At 71.1% G+C, this 15,469-nt stretch carries 5 protein-coding genes and 1 riboswitch; all 5 genes read left to right on the top strand.

What is annotated here, in order from left to right; all coding sequences use genetic code 11:
* Window positions 1-187: 187 nt before the first annotated feature.
* A riboswitch (cyclic di-GMP riboswitch) is annotated at window positions 188-265 on the top strand.
* A gap of 53 nt (window positions 266-318) precedes the next feature.
* The 5 genes from WC969_09855 (at window position 319) to WC969_09835 (ending at window position 15,462) form a co-directional block, all read left to right on the top strand.
* Window positions 319-1,836, top strand: coding sequence for a FecR family protein (locus WC969_09855; GenBank protein ID MFA6030147.1), 1,518 nt, complete (start codon window positions 319-321; stop codon window positions 1,834-1,836).
* Complete coding sequence (locus WC969_09850; GenBank protein MFA6030146.1) at window positions 1,833-3,053, top strand: hypothetical protein; 1,221 nt, start codon at window positions 1,833-1,835, stop codon at window positions 3,051-3,053. The genes WC969_09855 and WC969_09850 overlap by 4 nt, the downstream gene beginning before the upstream one ends.
* Before the next feature lie 15 nt (window positions 3,054-3,068).
* Complete coding sequence (locus tag WC969_09845; protein MFA6030145.1) at window positions 3,069-3,524, top strand: cyclic nucleotide-binding domain-containing protein; 456 nt, start codon at window positions 3,069-3,071, stop codon at window positions 3,522-3,524.
* Between the two features lie 302 nt (window positions 3,525-3,826).
* The gene (locus tag WC969_09840; GenBank protein MFA6030144.1) at window positions 3,827-14,482 is read left to right on the top strand and encodes a carboxypeptidase regulatory-like domain-containing protein; all 10,656 of its coding nucleotides are present in this window, start codon (window positions 3,827-3,829) and stop codon (window positions 14,480-14,482) included.
* Window positions 14,479-15,462 (top strand): PorV/PorQ family protein, encoded by a 984-nt coding sequence (locus WC969_09835; GenBank protein MFA6030143.1) that lies wholly within the window; start codon window positions 14,479-14,481, stop codon window positions 15,460-15,462. Before WC969_09840 ends, WC969_09835 begins: the two co-directional genes overlap by 4 nt.
* Window positions 15,463-15,469 lie beyond the last annotated feature (7 nt).

Genomic DNA, 15,469 nt, shown 5'->3' with positions numbered 1-15,469 from the left:
GGGAAGGGAGGGGCGGAAAAACTACATTCTGAGCCCGCGCGACGTTTCCATTACGGCTTCATCTTTTCTTCATGAATTGAACGCGTGCGCGCATTACCCTATAGGGACAGACGCCGAGAGGGGTGACCGAAATCACCTCCTCGGAAGCTTGTTTTGGGGCGTTTAAAGCTCATAATTATGAATAAGGGCGCGAAAAAGGCAAACCCCGCCGCAAGGCGAGGGGCGCAAAGCCAGGATCCCATACAGGGGACGTCCGGCTACCGTAGCCATGACGCAGAAACCTACCGCCTTCCCCGTCGACCGGGAGGAGCGCCGGCCATGAGCCGCCGGCTGCTCCTGCCGGTCCTGTTCCTCCTGGCCCTGCCGGCCTCGGCCTTCGCCGAAGCGGTGCTGCGCGCGGCCACCGGGGTCGTCCAGACCCGCTCGGGCGTCGGCCTCTGGCTCAACGTGGAGCGGCTCCCCGTGCGCCTCGCCGACGGCGACCAGGTCCGCACCGGGGCCAAAGCGCGCACGACCATCGTCTTCGCCGACGACTCGCGCATCGAGCTCGGGCCGGACACCGTCTTCATCCTCGAGGATTCCGGGCCCAATCGCTCGGCCATGCGCCTGCGCATGGGACGCCTGCGGGCCTGGGTCCAGCGGCAGTTCTCGCGCCGCTTCGAGGTGCGCTCCCCGACCGCCGTCTGCTCCGTGCGCGGGACCGAGTTCCAGGTCTCGGTCGCCGCCGGCGGGCGCACCACCGTCGACCTCTTCAAGGGCCTGCTCGGCGTCGAGGACAATCGCGGACGCCAGATCCTCCTGCACCCCGGCGAGCGCATCGGCGTGGACCTGCGCGGGATGGGCGCGCAGGAACGCTCGCCGTCGCAGCGGGAAGCCCTGCGCGGGGCGTTCCACGCGCAGATGCGCCGCGAGGTCGCTCTCGACATGAGCCGCGAGCAGGTCCTCGCGGCGGCCGCGCAGGAGGCGCGGCTCGCCGAGTACCAGCAGGGGAAGGCCCTGCTCGACGTCAACGGCCAGCGCGTGCGCGTCGAGGAGTACATCCTGCGCCCGCGTCCGGACCAGTTCAAGCTCGTCGTCCTGAACTCGCGGCCCACCCGCTTCGACTACTTCTACTTCCTCGGGACCTTCAACCGCTCCCTGCCGACGGACCTGAGCCTCGCCCTGCGCCAGCTCCCCGGAGGACTCGACGCGGCGCCGGACTACTTTTTGACCGGCTTCGAGACCGGGCGCTCGAACACGCTCGACTCCCTGCGCGAGACGGCGTCCGGGGGGCATCTCGTCGACGTCAACAACAACGCCGAGCTCACCGACGACGTCGCGCAGTTCTTCGACGCGGAACACGACCGCTACCTCGACGCCGAGGGGCACTCCGTCTGGCAGACCCTCTTCGACCGCTACGGGTTCTACCTCAACGGCAAGCTCAAGTACGGGTGGTCGGGCACGGACATCGGCTCCTACGCCGAGGCCGTCTCCGCCAGCTCCAACGACCCCCTCACCGGCGCCGCGCTGACCTCGGCGAACGCGTATCTCGACGACAGCGGCTCGCTCTCCCTGCGCACGGTCAACACGACCTTCCCCAACGCCGACCGGGTCCATCAGCGCGTCTACGAGTCGTACTCCGACGGCTCCTCCATCTCCTGGGACAACTACATCATCGACGACCAGGGGGTCGTCGCGCGCAGCTCGGTCTTCGAAGGGCTCTCCGGCGCCTCGTTCCGGTCGCGTCTGCTCGATTACAACTACGAGCAGGTCGTCACGGCCACCGAGTTCTCGGGGCGCAAGATCGACCTCGTGGTGGAGCCGAAGATCCTCATCCAGTCGGGGCTCATCCAGTGAGGAACCTCCTCCTCGCCGCCCTGCTCGGCGCCGCCGTCCCCGCGGGGGCGGCGGAGGTCGAGCCGATCATCCGGGCCCAGCTGCTCGGGGGCCAGCATTTCGTCGGGAGCGAGCGCGGAGCGCTCGCCGGCAACCTCTCCTTCCTCGCCGCTCCCGCCGTCCGCTTCAACGGGCGCTGGGCGCTCCTGCCGACCTTCTCGAGCGCCTACCAGGGCACGCGCCGGGTCGTGGACCTCCTGGGAGCCGGGACCCTCTTCCAGGAGCAGATGGACCACCGCGTCTCCCTGAAGGCCGTGCACTCTCCCGAGGGGTCCCTCTGGCGCTGGAAGGCCGGCCTCGGCTGCCGCATGGAGCTGCTCAAGGAGACGACCGACGAGCGCTGGACCCGAGGACTCTTCGACTACCAGGCCCTCGAGGCCGGGGCGGAGGCCGAATACGTCTACCGCGACCCCTTCTCCCTGCGGCTCACCTACGACTACGCGTACACCTTCTTCCCGAACTACCGGTCGCTCGAATCCCAGACCGCCGGCGATTTCACCGGACAGCCCCTCTCCCGGGAACTGGCGGGCGACCGGGTCCTCGACACCTACGCCAACATGCTCGGGGCCGCGTTCGACCTGCCCTTCGGCGACGCCTCGAGCGCCCAGCTCTCCGTGCGGGAGACGCAGACCCTCTACCCGCGCCAGCCCATCGTCGAGGAGAGCGGCCTCTTTTCCACCGACAAGCGCGCGGACTACCGCACGGACCTCTCCGCGAGCCTGCGCTCTCCCGTCGAGCTGGGGCTCGACCTGCGCGCGGTCCTGGCGGGGAGCCTGAGCGCGGCCAGCCTCATCTCGAACCAGAACTCCTACGACGCCCGGCGCACGCGCTTCCTCTCGCAGTACTACAACTACCTGCAGGTCGGCGTCGGCGGCTCCGTCCGCATCGACTGGGGCGACGAGCGTCAGCCGGTGAGCGCCGCGCTCTCGCTGGCGCTCTCGCGCCGGACGTATCCGCATCGGTCCGTGCAGGACGCCTCCGGGACCTATCAGGGCGAGACGCTCCGCCAGAACACCTGGTCGCTCGGCGCGGACCTGCGCTATCCGATGGCGCCGCACTTCGCGCTCCTCTTCGAGCTCGAGCACGGCCGGACGACCTCGAACTACGGCTACGCCCAGTTCTACCGCTACGATTACGCCGCCACGGACTATCTGTTCGGTCTGCAGTACGAATATTGAGCGCACGGGGGGGATATGGAGAAGGTGACGATGACGCCGGAGGACTACGGGGAGCTCGCGCGGGCGCTGCGCCGGGTGGACTTCTTCGCGGCGCTCACGATCGGGCAGCTGGAGAAGATCCTCCCCTACATCATGCTCTACCGCGGGGTGAAGGGGACGACGGTGTTCTCTCAGGGAGACGTCGGCGACGCCCTCTACATCCTCCGCGCGGGACGGGTGAGCGTGCGGGTGAGGAAGGGCTTCCTCTTCTCGAAGTCGGTCGCGGAGCTCAAGGCCGGAGACTTCTTCGGCGAGATGGCCCTGCTCGCGAAGGACAAACGGACGGCCACGATCCGCTGCGAGGAGGAGAGCCGCTTCTTCGTGCTCCTGGCGGCGGACTTCCAGTCGGTGCTCCGCCAGAACCCCGGCTTCGCCGACGAGATGAAGAAGACCGCCGAGAGGAGGAGGTTCATGTCCAGCCATGAGGAATAGCCGCCTCGCCGTTCTGCCAGTGCTGAGACCGCGGCATATCGCCCCATTCGGAGGCCCGGGGGTGTGCCGGGGGCTAGGCGCGACGAGCGAGCATAGTGGGTAACTATGTGAGTGAGGAGCAACGACGCAGCCGGCCAGGTCCGGGCCTCCCCATCCTGCATAGTCTCGCGGCGATGTCCCGCGAGACTCCCAGGATCGGGGCCGAGCGCGTTTGGGCTGTGACCGCGTCGCTCGGCGCTCACATGCGGAGAGCATGCTCGCTTCTCGCTCCTCGTCTCGCCTGGACAAACGCGCTCGGCCGAATGGGGCGATATGCCGCGGTCGCAGCACTCACGCTGCTCGCCCTCCCTTCGAGTGCGCGGGCGACGTTCTATCTGTGGAACGGCGCGGCCGGCGACATCAACTGGTACACCCCGGACAACTGGACGCCCAGCGGGACGCCCGGGCCTGCCGACGACGTCCTCATCCCCTCGGGGAGCGTCTACGTCGACGCGAGCTCTCCGGCGATCAGCGTGAACCTGCTGAACCTCGGCAGCGGCGCGTCGGCGGCCACGCTCCGCCTTTCGACGGGGATCATCGCGACGCCGACGATGAACGTCCGCAACAAGGCGACCCTCCTCTTCGAGACGACCGCGCCCGTCTCGGTCGCGAACCTCACCGTCGAGAACGGCGGGCTCGTCACGCATACCGGGCCTCTGGCGCTCTCCAGCGCCACGGTGCGCATCCAGGCCGACGTCTTCGTCATGCAGCTGGGCTCGACGGTCTCGGTGAGCGGGAAGGGCTACGGCGGCGGCTTCGCCGTCCAGTCGGGCTCGGGACCCGGCTCCGGGTTCGGCACGACCAACGGCGCCGACGGCGGCGGGCACGCGCAGTACGGCGGCATCGGCTACGGAAGCGGGCACACCGGAGGCAACCTCTACGACGACCTCTTCGACCCCTACGACCACGGCAGCGGCGGCGGCGGCGCGCTGGCGCCCTGCTACGGGGGCGCCGGGGGCGGAGTCGTGCGCATCGATGCGACCTCGGCGACGCTCAACGGCTACATCGCCGCCGACGGGAACTCGGGGACGACCGGCTGTCTCGGCGGCGGCGGCGGCGGCGCCGGCGGCACCATCAACGTGAAGACCTCCTACCTCCTCGGGACAGGGACCATGACCGTCCTGGGAGGCAACGGCGCCAACGGGACGAACTTCGGCGGCGGGGGCGGCTCCGGCGGGCGCGTGGCCGTCCGCGTCACCGGCGAGAACTACGCCCGCGTGCGCATCTCCTCGGCGTCCGGCAACGGCGGAACGGGCGCCGGCTTCGGCACGGCGCCGACGGGACCGGGGCTCGTCGTCATGGAGCCCAAGATCTGGACCGGCGACGCGGGCGAAGGCTCGACCTGCCGGAACACCCTCAACTGGAGCGGCTACATCAGCCCCCAGAGCGGCGAACACGTCGTCTTCGGCTCCACGAACCCGACGTACGGCTGCTTCTGGGACGTCCCGCCGGCGGTCACGGTCGGATCCGTGACCCTGAGGCCCTCGTACGCAGGGAACCTCCGCGTGACGACGAACATGACGGTCAGCGGGCGCTTCCTCGTCCAGAACGGGACGGTGACGATGAACGCGAACCTCCCGCTGCTGCTGGGCGGCGACCTCCAGCAGACCGGAGGGCGCTTCGACCTCAACAGCGGCAGCGTCACCTTCACGGGGCCCGTGCCGCAGACCGCGACGCTTCTCACCGGCTCGACGCTCTATCATTTCAACGCGCTCGCCGGCGCCCAGGTGACGGTGGTCAGCGACCTCGCGCTGCGCGGCAACATCACCGCCCAGGCCGGGTCCACCATCAGCTTCCCGTCCCCCACGGTGTTCTGGAGCAGCGGGAGCCTCACCGCGCTGGGCAAGATCGACTTCGCCGCCGGACATCTCACGCTCCTCGGCGGCTCGCAGCTGCAGACCCTGTCGCTCCCGAGGCTCAGCGACCTGCGCATCAGCAACCCCTTCGGCGCCCTCATCCCGGGGGGCTCCTCGATGAGCGTCGTCGGACAGGTCCTCGTCGACACCGGCACCTCGCTCAACGGCGCGGCGGTACGCCTCAATGTCTACGGGGACTGGCAGAACTACGGGACCTTCAACGCGCCGGGGAGCACGCTTTCGTTCATCGCGGCGAGCGGCGACCAGAACTACTACGCGGGAGGGAGTCTTCCGAACCTCCAGTTGGCCAAGGCCGCGGGGAGTCTCCTCCTGCGCGTCCCCGTGACGGTCACCGGGAACCTGACGCTCTCCACCGGAACCCTCGACCTCGACGGGCTCTCACACAGCGTCCGGGGGCACTTTACGCAGATGGGAGGGACGCTGTCGGTGGCGGGCAGCACGCTCGTCTTCGACGGCAGCGCGGTCCAGACGGTCTCGCTGCTGCCGGGGACCTCGTTCCAGAACTTCATCTCTTCGAACGCCCTGTCCGTGCGGCTGGTCAGCTCCGTCAGCGTCGAAGGGAACCTCATCGTCGCGCGCGGGATCCTGGACTTCTCGACGATGTCCGTGCATGTCGGCGGCGATTTCCGCAACCTGGGCTCCTCGTCCACGGCGGCCAACGCTTCCACCGTGACCCTCAACGGGACCGCCCTGCAGACCCTCGCCCTGCGCGCCGGCGACGCGCTCGACAGCCTCGTCGCGGCGAACACGGGCGCGGGCGTCCTGCTCGCGAGCACCGTGGCGCTGCGGCGGAACTTCACGGTGTCGCCCGGGACGCGCTTCGACGGCGGAGCGGGCGTCTTCAACCTCTACGGCTCGAGCGCGCTCTGGGACACGGCGGGCGCCGACTACGTCGGTTCCGCGGGGCACGTCGTGAAGTGGTCCAGCCCGATCTACGTCTCGGCCGGGAGCACGGTCAGCGCCCAGGTCCTCTTGTCCACTCGCGCGACGCTTTTGGGCGCCCTGAACATCGGCGACGGGAACCTCAGCGTGCTCTCCGGCGCGCTCCTCAGCGCCCTTTCGAGCACGATCACGCTCCGCGGCGCCTCGGACCTGCTTTTCGCCCCGACCGGGACGAAGTACCTCTCCAACGCCGCCTCCTGGATCGTCTTCGAGGGCGGAGGCACGGACCGCGCGATGTCCATCTCCACCGGTCCGCTGCGCAACCTCCGCTTCAGCCCCGCGAGCGTCACCGACTCCTTCAAGCTCTCGACGGTCCAGGTCACGGGGCACCTCATCCTCGAGAAAGGGACCCTGCGCTCGAGCTTCACGCCGACCATCGAGGTCCAGGGGGACTTCGTCAACAGCGGCGGCGTCGTCGACCTCACGGCGGACACGACCTCGACTCTGCGCATGACGGGTCCCGTCGAGCAGCGCCTGGAGCTGCGCGCCGGCGACAAGCTCTGGCGCTACGAGGTCGCCTCCGCGAGCGTCGTGCGCGTCGCGGGGGCGGGCCTCACGCTCTACGACGACCTGGTGATGACCGCCGGGACCCTCAACGGGGGCGTCGCGCGCATCGACCTCTATCGCAACTGGGTCGGCGGCTTGGCCCTCTTCGAAGCCGCGGCGAGCACGGTGGCCTTCGTCAACCCGGCGGCCTTCACGCGGCAGACCTTCACCGACGCCAACCACCCGGTCTTCAACGGCCTCCAGGTCTCGGTGACCACGATGGCCTTCGCCTCCCAGTTCGACGCCGCGGTCTTCACCGCCGACCGGCCCAGCGGCCTCGTCTACTTCGTCCCCTCCGGGATGCACCGCATCTATGACTTCCGCGCGAACGGCGGCGCTCCGACGACGCGCCTGCGCCTGCGCTGCAGCGCGCCGGGCGCCCGCTGGAACCTCCAGGTCGTCTCGGTCTCGACGGTGAGCAGCGTCGACGTCTCCTACTCGAGCGCCCCCACCGGCGCCACGGTACAGGCCAACGACGGTCTCACGATCGACGGGGGGGAGAACGTCAACTGGAACTTCCTGCCCAAGCTCGTCGTCGTCGCTCCCGGAGAGACCTTCACGGAATGGTCCGGGAAGAGCGGCCCCCCCGACCTCCAGACCGCCGGGTCGACCTTCACCGTGACCGTCCAGGCGGTCTCCGACGCTTTCGGCATGGTGCGCAACTACAGCGCCCCGGTGAGCATCGGGTCGAGCGACATCTTCGCCACGGGCCTGGGGGTGCGGACCCTCGTCAACGGCACGACCACCTACGACGTGGTGCTGCGCCGCGCGGAGCCCAACCCGCGAACCACGACGCTCAGCGCCTCCGGCGCCCAGACCTTCGGCATCGCCATGTCGACGCTCAGCGTGCAGCCGACCGCCTTCGACCGGCTCCAGATCCTGCTCGTCGGCGAGGACGCCCTGCCGGGCTCCCCGAGCGGCAAGACCAGCGTCGCCGACGTCCAGACCTCCGGCGTCCCCTTCGCGGTCCTCATCCGCGCCGTGGACCGCTTCTACAACCGGATCGACGCCGCGCCGGCCCACGTCGTCGCCGTGGACTCGCTCTCCGCCTCCTCGAAGACGCTTCCGGCCCCGCAGGCGCTCTCCGCCGGCGTCGCGACCCTCGGCGGCGCCATCGTCTACTCGACCGGCGTCTACTCGATGCGGGCCTACGACGCCACCGACGGGACGAAGTTCTCCAACGTGAGCTCGACCTTCTCGATCTTCTCCTTCAACTTCACGAGCCCGACGGTGCGGATCTCCATCCCTCCGGGGGCCTTCGTCCCGACCCTCGGCGGGCGCATCGCGGGGACCGCCGCCGACGACGTCGCCATCGCGCGCGTCGACGTCGCCTTCCGCGACAACGTCGCGATGCTCTTCTATGACTGGACCTCCGGGGCCTTCGACTCGGCGACGCCGGTCTTCGGGAAATCCACGCTCTCACCGCCCAACGGGAAGAGCGTCATCTGGAGCATCCCGTTCAGCGATGAGAAGCTGACGGAGGGAACCTCCTATTACGCGGTCGTGCGCTCCTCGAACCCGACGGGCCTGCTCGCCAACCACGAATCCACCTTCACCTTCAGCACGAGCAGGCTGGTCTTCGGCGCCGGCGACGGCCAGGGCGGCGGCTTCATCACCCCCGTGGCCACCGCCGCCTGCACCGCCCTGAGCACCGCCACGGTCACCTTCGGGACCGGCAACGACGGCATCGGCCCGGGAGGCATGGTCGCCCTCCACATCCCCGAGGGCTGGACTCCGCTGGCCGGCTACACCCCGAAGACGGATCCGGACCTCGGGTTCGTCACGATCCTCTCGACCTCTCTGGCCTGGACCGTCGCCGGCTCCAGCGAGATCCTCGTGAATCCTCCCAGCATCGCCAGCACGACGCTCGGCTCCAACTGGGTCGTCGTCCGGGTCAAAGACGGCGCCCCCAACGGCTTCAAGTCGGGCGAACAGATCCGTTTCGTCTACAACGGCTACCCGCCCTCCGGCCCGGGGACCGGGCCCCAGCTCTTCGAGCTCCGCACGCAGGGCGGTGCGGGCGGCGCGCTGCTCCCGGTCGCGCTCTCCCCGAGCATCTACATCACGAGCGGCCCCGCCCGACTGCTGAGCTTCACCTCCTATGAGCCGGTGGCGCTCGGCCCCTTGCAGACCTCCCCGACGATGCAGCTGCGCGTCACGGACCTCTGCGGGAACCCCGCGACCGCGACCGCGACCATCAACGCGGGGCTCATGGCCGGCGTCCAGAACGCCGGCGGCTTCGCCGTCGACGATAGCGCCCAGTTCTTCCTCGTCGGAGCCGTCCCGACGCTGGGCGCCTTCATCGCCCCCGGAGACGACAGCTCCCAGCCCTTCTACTACTACACCTCCACGACGGGCCTCTCGGGCGAAGTCGTCCGCGCCACGGCCACCGTCCTCAACGCGACGGCCGAGGCCGCGCGCTACGTCACGCTCCTCGCCAGCTCCGCGACCTTCGCGGGAGTCTCCATCGACACCGGGACCCTCCTGCCGGGAGCGACGAGCGCGCTCCTGCAGGTCGGCGTCACCGGAGCCATGGCGTACGTGCGCTTCACGCTCGCCGACTCGCGCGTCCCCTGGGACCTGGTCCTCTCGACCGACCCGTCCTCCTATCATCCTCCCCTGCTCGCCGCCAGCGGGATGGGCGCCGCCGCGGCGCAGACCGTGCCCTGGAACGGGGTCGTCTGCCCTCCGGGCGTCCTCTGCCGCTACGCCGACCCCGGCCGCTACTACCTCCGCTTGCGCGCGGCCGGCGCCGACGCCCGCGTCCTCGAGGTCCGCGTCCCCGTCACCGCCTCCATCCGCGGGCGTCTCGGCAGCGCCGGCGCGGACGCCTTCGTTCGCGCGGAGGGTCCCGGCGCCGGCCCGGGCGCCTTCGCCGTCGCGAGCTCCACCGGCTACTTCGTCGTCTACGGCCTCAGCGCGGGCGGTCGGTACAACGTCACGGCCTCCACCCTCGCCACGGCGCTCGGCCAGGGCGTGTACCTGAGCACGACGGCTTCCGGCGCGGTCGCGAGCGCGCCGGGCACGGACCTCGGAACGCTCGCGCTCCCCTCTCCGTCGTTCATCCGCATGAGCGTCACCATCCCGCTGCCGGCCCCCTACGAGTTCTGGGGCAGCGTCTACGCGCACGACGCGGGCTTCAGCGGGCAGGCCTTCGGGACGCTGCACTACTCCTCGGGGAGCGCCGTCTCCGACGACGGGACGCAGGCGACCGGCCGCTCCGCGAGCACCTGGACGGCGCTCGCCCTGCCGGCGGGACGCTACGACCTGGACGTCTCCCTCTTCCAGGTCGGCATCACCACGACCTACTACGCCGTCGACCTCGCCGACGGCGGCCGCAGCGACCTCAACCTGGTCATGCCGCGGCGCCTGAACGTCTCGGGCCGCGCGGTCCTCCCTTCGACGGCGCCCGCCGGGGCCTGGATCTCGGTGCAGGCCATCCCCCAGGGGGGACGCTCTCCCGGCGCCTACGCCTCGGTCTACATACCGCCGCCGGCCGGGGCCGTGCAGCCCACCAGCGCGACCTACACCCTCTACGGCCTCGACCCGGGGACCTGGACGGTGCAGGCGGTCTCTCCGGGTTGGCTCTCCACGGGGACGACCGTCGTCCTCTCGACCGGCGACGTCGGCGACCCCGCGACGGGCCTCGGCGGCGCGGACCTGCCGCTGGGCTGGGGCCGCGTGCTCGGCGGAACGGTCTCCGTCTCCGGCGACACGCGGGGCCTGGGCGGGAGCGACGGGCTGCCCGGCTTCGCGGTGCGCGTCGACGCCTACGACCCCGCGACCTTCGCGCACGCGGGCGTGACGGTGCGCCTGGCCACCTCCGCGGTCCTCGCCGCGGCCACCTTCTCGCTGACGGGGCTGGAGGCGGGGGATTGGAGGGTCACGGCCGCGCTCGCGGGCTTCGACAAGGTCCCGCCCGCGCCCGAGCTGGCGACGGTCCCGGGCTCCGGGAGCGCCGCGCCCGTGACGGTCTCCCTCGCTCCGAACTCCTCGAGGGTCCGCCTCCAGCTCGTCCTCCCGCCGGCCTCCGGCTGCCGGAACGCGGCGGACTACAAGGCGGTGGGCATCTACATGAGCGGACCGCAGACGGACCTGCCGGCGGCGGCCGACATCACGGCGCTCAACGGGACCAACGGCGTCGTGGAGAGCTTCCACTGCTCGAGCATGACCTTCCTCTCTCCGCCGATGGCGACGGGGCTCTACCGCTTCCAGGCCGTCTACGGACCCGGAGGCCAGCGCCGGGAGCTCTATTTTCCGCTCGTCAACGGCTCGACGGAGACGGCGGTCCTGGACCTGAGCGCGGCGACCTACACGGTGACCGGGAGTCTCGCGCTCTCCGGACCGGTCTCCTTCCCGTCGGCCGCCGGCTACACGCTGTCCGCGAGTTCGCCGGCCGGGATCACGGCGCTGTCGAGCTCCTCGGCCTACTGCCTGCTCTCCTCCAGCCACCCGACGGTCCTCTCGAGCTTCCACGTCGAGCTCCTCCCGCTCGACCTGCGGGGCGGGCCCGCGCCGGGGCCGCTGCTGCTCAGCACGGCCTCCTGCGCCGCCTACGCGGTGCCCGGCGGCGCGGACGGCCCGCCGCCGCTCTTGGCCTACGCCGCCGCGGTGGGGGCCGACGGCTCCTTCCGCTTCGACGGCGTCCCGGCCGGGAGCTATCTCCTGCGCACCCCGCGCGAGCTCGACGGCCGCGCGGACGACGGCGAGGAGCTCGCCGACGCCTCCAGGACCGTCGAGGTGAAGGGGCCGACCAGCGTCCAGGTCCCGGTCGGGGTCGGCTCGCGTGTCTCCGGACTCGTCACGCTCCCCTACTCCGTGGCGCCCGGCCGCCCGGTCACGGTGCGCCTCCTCGACTCCGCGGGACGGACGGCGCGCAGCATCCTCGCCCAGTTCAACGGTGAGCGCTCCGCCTCCTTCTCCTTCGAGCGCGTCGGCGACGGGGACTACACCCTGGCCGCCGAGGACACCGGCTGGCCGAGGGGCTACGCCGCCCGACCCGCAGCGGTCCGCGTCCGGGGGGCCGACATGGAAGACCTCCAGGTCTCCCTCGTGCTCGCCGGCAGCGTCCGGGGGCGGGTCGCCGTGGAGCTCCGCAAGGCCGACGGGACGCGCGAGTTCGTCCTCGTCGGCGCCGGCAACCGCTCGCTCCTGCCGGTCGGGCTGAGCCTCCAGGCCGTCGCCGTCCCCTGGGTCGACGGCGGCTATTTCCCCGCCCTGTCCGAAGACTGCGGCGGCTCGGCCTGCAGCGCCGTCGCCATCGACGCGAACGGGCAGTTCCTCATCCCCGGCGTCCTGCCCGGCCTCTATGACGTGGAGGCCGCGGCCCCGGCCGGCTCCGCGGACGGCGCCCTCAGCCTCGTCGGAGATTCCCTCTCCGGCATCGAGGTGCGCGAGGGTCAGTCGGTGGACGCCGGCACGCTGCGCCTGCGCTCCTCCCTCGCGCTGGCGGGGAAGGTGCGCGACGCGTCGACGGGGGCCCCGCTGCCGAACATCCGCGTCCTCGCTCGGCCTACGGTGAGCGTTCCCGGGCAGACCACCGCGCGGCGCGCCGCTCCGGAGACGACCTCGGCCTCCGACGGCAGCTACGCCCTCGAGGGTCTGGACCCCGCCGTCCGCTTCTACGACGTCGTCGCCGCGCCGCGCGGGGAAGGACAGCCGGGCGATTACGTGCCGGGCTACGCGCAGAAGATCGCCGCCGCCGTCGACCTGGTCAGCACCGGGACGGTGGACTTCTCGCTCCAGGCGGCGCCGTATTCGCTCTCGGGACGGGTCGTCGGGACGGCCGGGCTGCCCCTGAAGGCGTCCCTGGGCGACGGCACCGCCCCCGGGGCCGCCGTCTACGTGCAGAAGCAGGGCGCGATCCCGCTCGAAGGGGCGCTCGCCGACGTCTCCGTCCGCACCGACGACCTCGGGTTCTTCGCGGTCCCCGGCCTCTCGAGCGGGGTCTACCGCGTCGTCTTCTCCGCGCTCGGCTTCGCGACGCTCTCGCGCACGGTCAACCTCTCCGCGGGCTCGCTGGACCTCGGGACCGTGACCCTCGGGCTGGGGGCGACGCTCTCCGGGTCCCTGCTCAAGAGCGACGGCAGCGTCATCGGCGAGGACGAGGTCGTCTCCATCCTCGCCGCCACGGCCGGGACCGACGACGTCCTCTCGGGGACTCTCGCGCAGGACCCCAACACGCGCGCCGTCACGGGCTACCGCATCGGCGGCTTCCGGGGCAACACCCCCTATCGCATCCTCCTCCTGGGACGCGACGGACAGACCGCGGTCCCCGTCGAGGCGGGGAGCGTGGTCTTCAGCGACACGACGACGGAGCGCTCCCTCGACCTCGTCCTGCGGCCCTCGCGGCCCCTGGTCTCCGCGAAGTCCCGCCGCTCGGGAGGGGACTTCCTCATCGACTTCATGCTGAGCTCCCCGCTGCGCTCGCGCACGGGCGTCGACGAGGACCTCTCCCTGCTCGTCGCGACGGTCGCCGCCGCGGGCTCCTTCCTCGACGGCGAGATCTCCGCCGACCGGCGCCGCGTCAGCGTGACCTACCGTCCCGGGGTGAGCGAGTCCAGCTTCACGATCCGCCTGCGGGGCTACAGCGCCGAGCCCGACCCGGAGACCCTCAGCGTCTCCGACCCCGGCTACCTGCAGGTCGCGACCTTCACCTTCTACGCGGGCGTCGACGGCTACAACCGGGCGAACATCCCCAACGCGACCGGAGGCACGCTCGCGCTCGAGGCCGACCCCGCGCGCGTGCGCCTGCCCCGGGGAGCCTTCTTCGTCGACTCCTCTTCCTCCGTGCAGGTCTCCATCCAGCGTTCCGACACGAATCTCGGGGCCTCGGGGACGCGGGTCTCGGCTCATGGCGCCGCGGCCTATCCCGAGGGCCTGCGCGCCGCGCTGGCCGCCGTGCCGCCGAGCGTGCGGGCGCTGAGCGCGTTCTACGAGATCCTCCTTCCGCTGGGGCTGCGCACGGCGCTCGCGCGCCCCGCCCAGCTGACCGTGCAGTACTCGAGCGCGGCGAACGTCTCGAGCCTCAACCTCTATTGGTACAACCCGGCGGCCAACTCCTACGTCCTGCAGCAGGACGTCACGGGCGCCGCGCCGGTCCTCGACGCCGCCAACCGCACGTACACCATCAACATCAACCACTTCTCGACCTTCGTCCTCTTCGAGAGCGGGGTCGCCGTCATCACCGGCAGCGCCTATTCCGGAGGGGACCTGACCGCCTTCAACTTCCCCAACCCCTTCGACCTCGGGAGCAAGGACGTGACGCCGATCCACGGCAACGTCGGTCAGAGCGAGTTCCTGGGGGTGCGCGGCACGATGCTGCGCATCGCGGTCCCGCCGGACTCCGGAGGCGAAGGCGTCGTGAACATCTTCAACGTCGCCGGCGAACGCGTGCGGCGCATCGAGCTCGGAGCGCTCGCCGGGGGGCAGTTCTATTACCGGCCGTGGGACGGGCGCAACGACGCGGGGCGCGAGGTCGCCAGCGGCGTCTACATCGCCCAGGTCAAGGTGGGCAAAAAGGCGGCGTTCTTCAAGATGGCGCTGGTCAAATGAGGACGATGACCCTTCGCCGCATCGCGCGGATCTGGGCTCTCGGGGCTCTGGGAGCGCTGCTGCCCCTCTGCGCGAGCGCCGGCGACCTGGGAGGCCCCGCCGACCGGGGGACCTCCGCGGCCCAGTTCCTCAAAGTCGCTCCCGGCGCCCGGGCGACGGGCATGGGCGAGGCCTACAGCGCGGCCTGCGAGGACGCCTACGCGGCGTACTACAACCCGGCGGGCCTCGCGCGCCTGCGCCGCGTCGAGGTCGCCGCCTCGCATCAGCAGCGTTTCCAGGGCATCGCGCACGAGTTCGCGGCGGCCGCCGTCCCGCTGCTCTCGTGGACGGAGTCCAAGCGCGAACGCAGCGAGTTCGGCGTGCTCTCGCTGGCGCTGACGAGCCTGTCGGTCGGGGGGCTCGAGCGGCGGGGGGTCGTCGAGACCGACGAGCCGACGGGGAGCTTCGGCGCCGCCGACTTCGCGTACGCGCTCGGCTACGGCTACGCCTTCGGACCCCGGCTCTCCGGGGGGCTGACGCTCAAGCGCATCGAGCAGCGCATCGACGCGTACCGGGCCTCGGCCGTCGCCGTGGACGCGGGCGGGCTCTACCGGGCCGGCCGCCTCTCGCTCTCCGCGGGCCTGCGCAACTTCGGAGGGAAGGTCCGCTTCGTCAACGCCGCGGATCCCCTGCCCTTCGCCCTCTACGCGGGCGCGGCCTGGCGCCCCGCGGACGCCTGGCTCATCGCCGCCGATCTGCGCTCGCCGCGCGACCACCGCCTCGGCGGCTCGCTCGGGCTCGAGCACCGCCGGCGCTTCGCCGAGGACCTCTCCGGCTCCCTGCGCGCGGGCTACAACAGCTCGAACACGGACGCCGACGGCTTCGGAGGGGTCTCCCTGGGCGGAGGGGTCGGCTACCGTCAGCTCGAGCTGGACTTCTCCTGGGTCCCGAGGGGCGAACTCGGAGACTCCTACCTGTACTCCCTCCAGGTCAAGTTCTAGCCCCATC

This window comes from Elusimicrobiota bacterium (assembly GCA_041660925.1).
In the GTDB taxonomy this organism is placed as follows: domain Bacteria; phylum Elusimicrobiota; class Elusimicrobia; order UBA1565; family UBA1565; genus JBAZUV01.
The sequence above is the reverse complement of the archived record's forward strand: the minus strand, read 5'-3'. Positions and strand labels throughout refer to the sequence as shown.

What these genes read in the sequence shown, in the direction of transcription:
- WC969_09855 (MFA6030147.1), top strand. Translation starts at nt 319, where the DNA reads ATGAGCCGCCGGCTGCTCCTGCCGGTCCTGTTCCTCCTGGCCCTGCCG.
- WC969_09845 (MFA6030145.1), top strand. Translation starts at nt 3,069, where the DNA reads ATGGAGAAGGTGACGATGACGCCGGAGGACTACGGGGAGCTCGCGCGG.
- WC969_09840 (MFA6030144.1), top strand. Translation starts at nt 3,827, where the DNA reads ATGGGGCGATATGCCGCGGTCGCAGCACTCACGCTGCTCGCCCTCCCT.
- WC969_09835 (MFA6030143.1), top strand. Translation starts at nt 14,479, where the DNA reads ATGAGGACGATGACCCTTCGCCGCATCGCGCGGATCTGGGCTCTCGGG.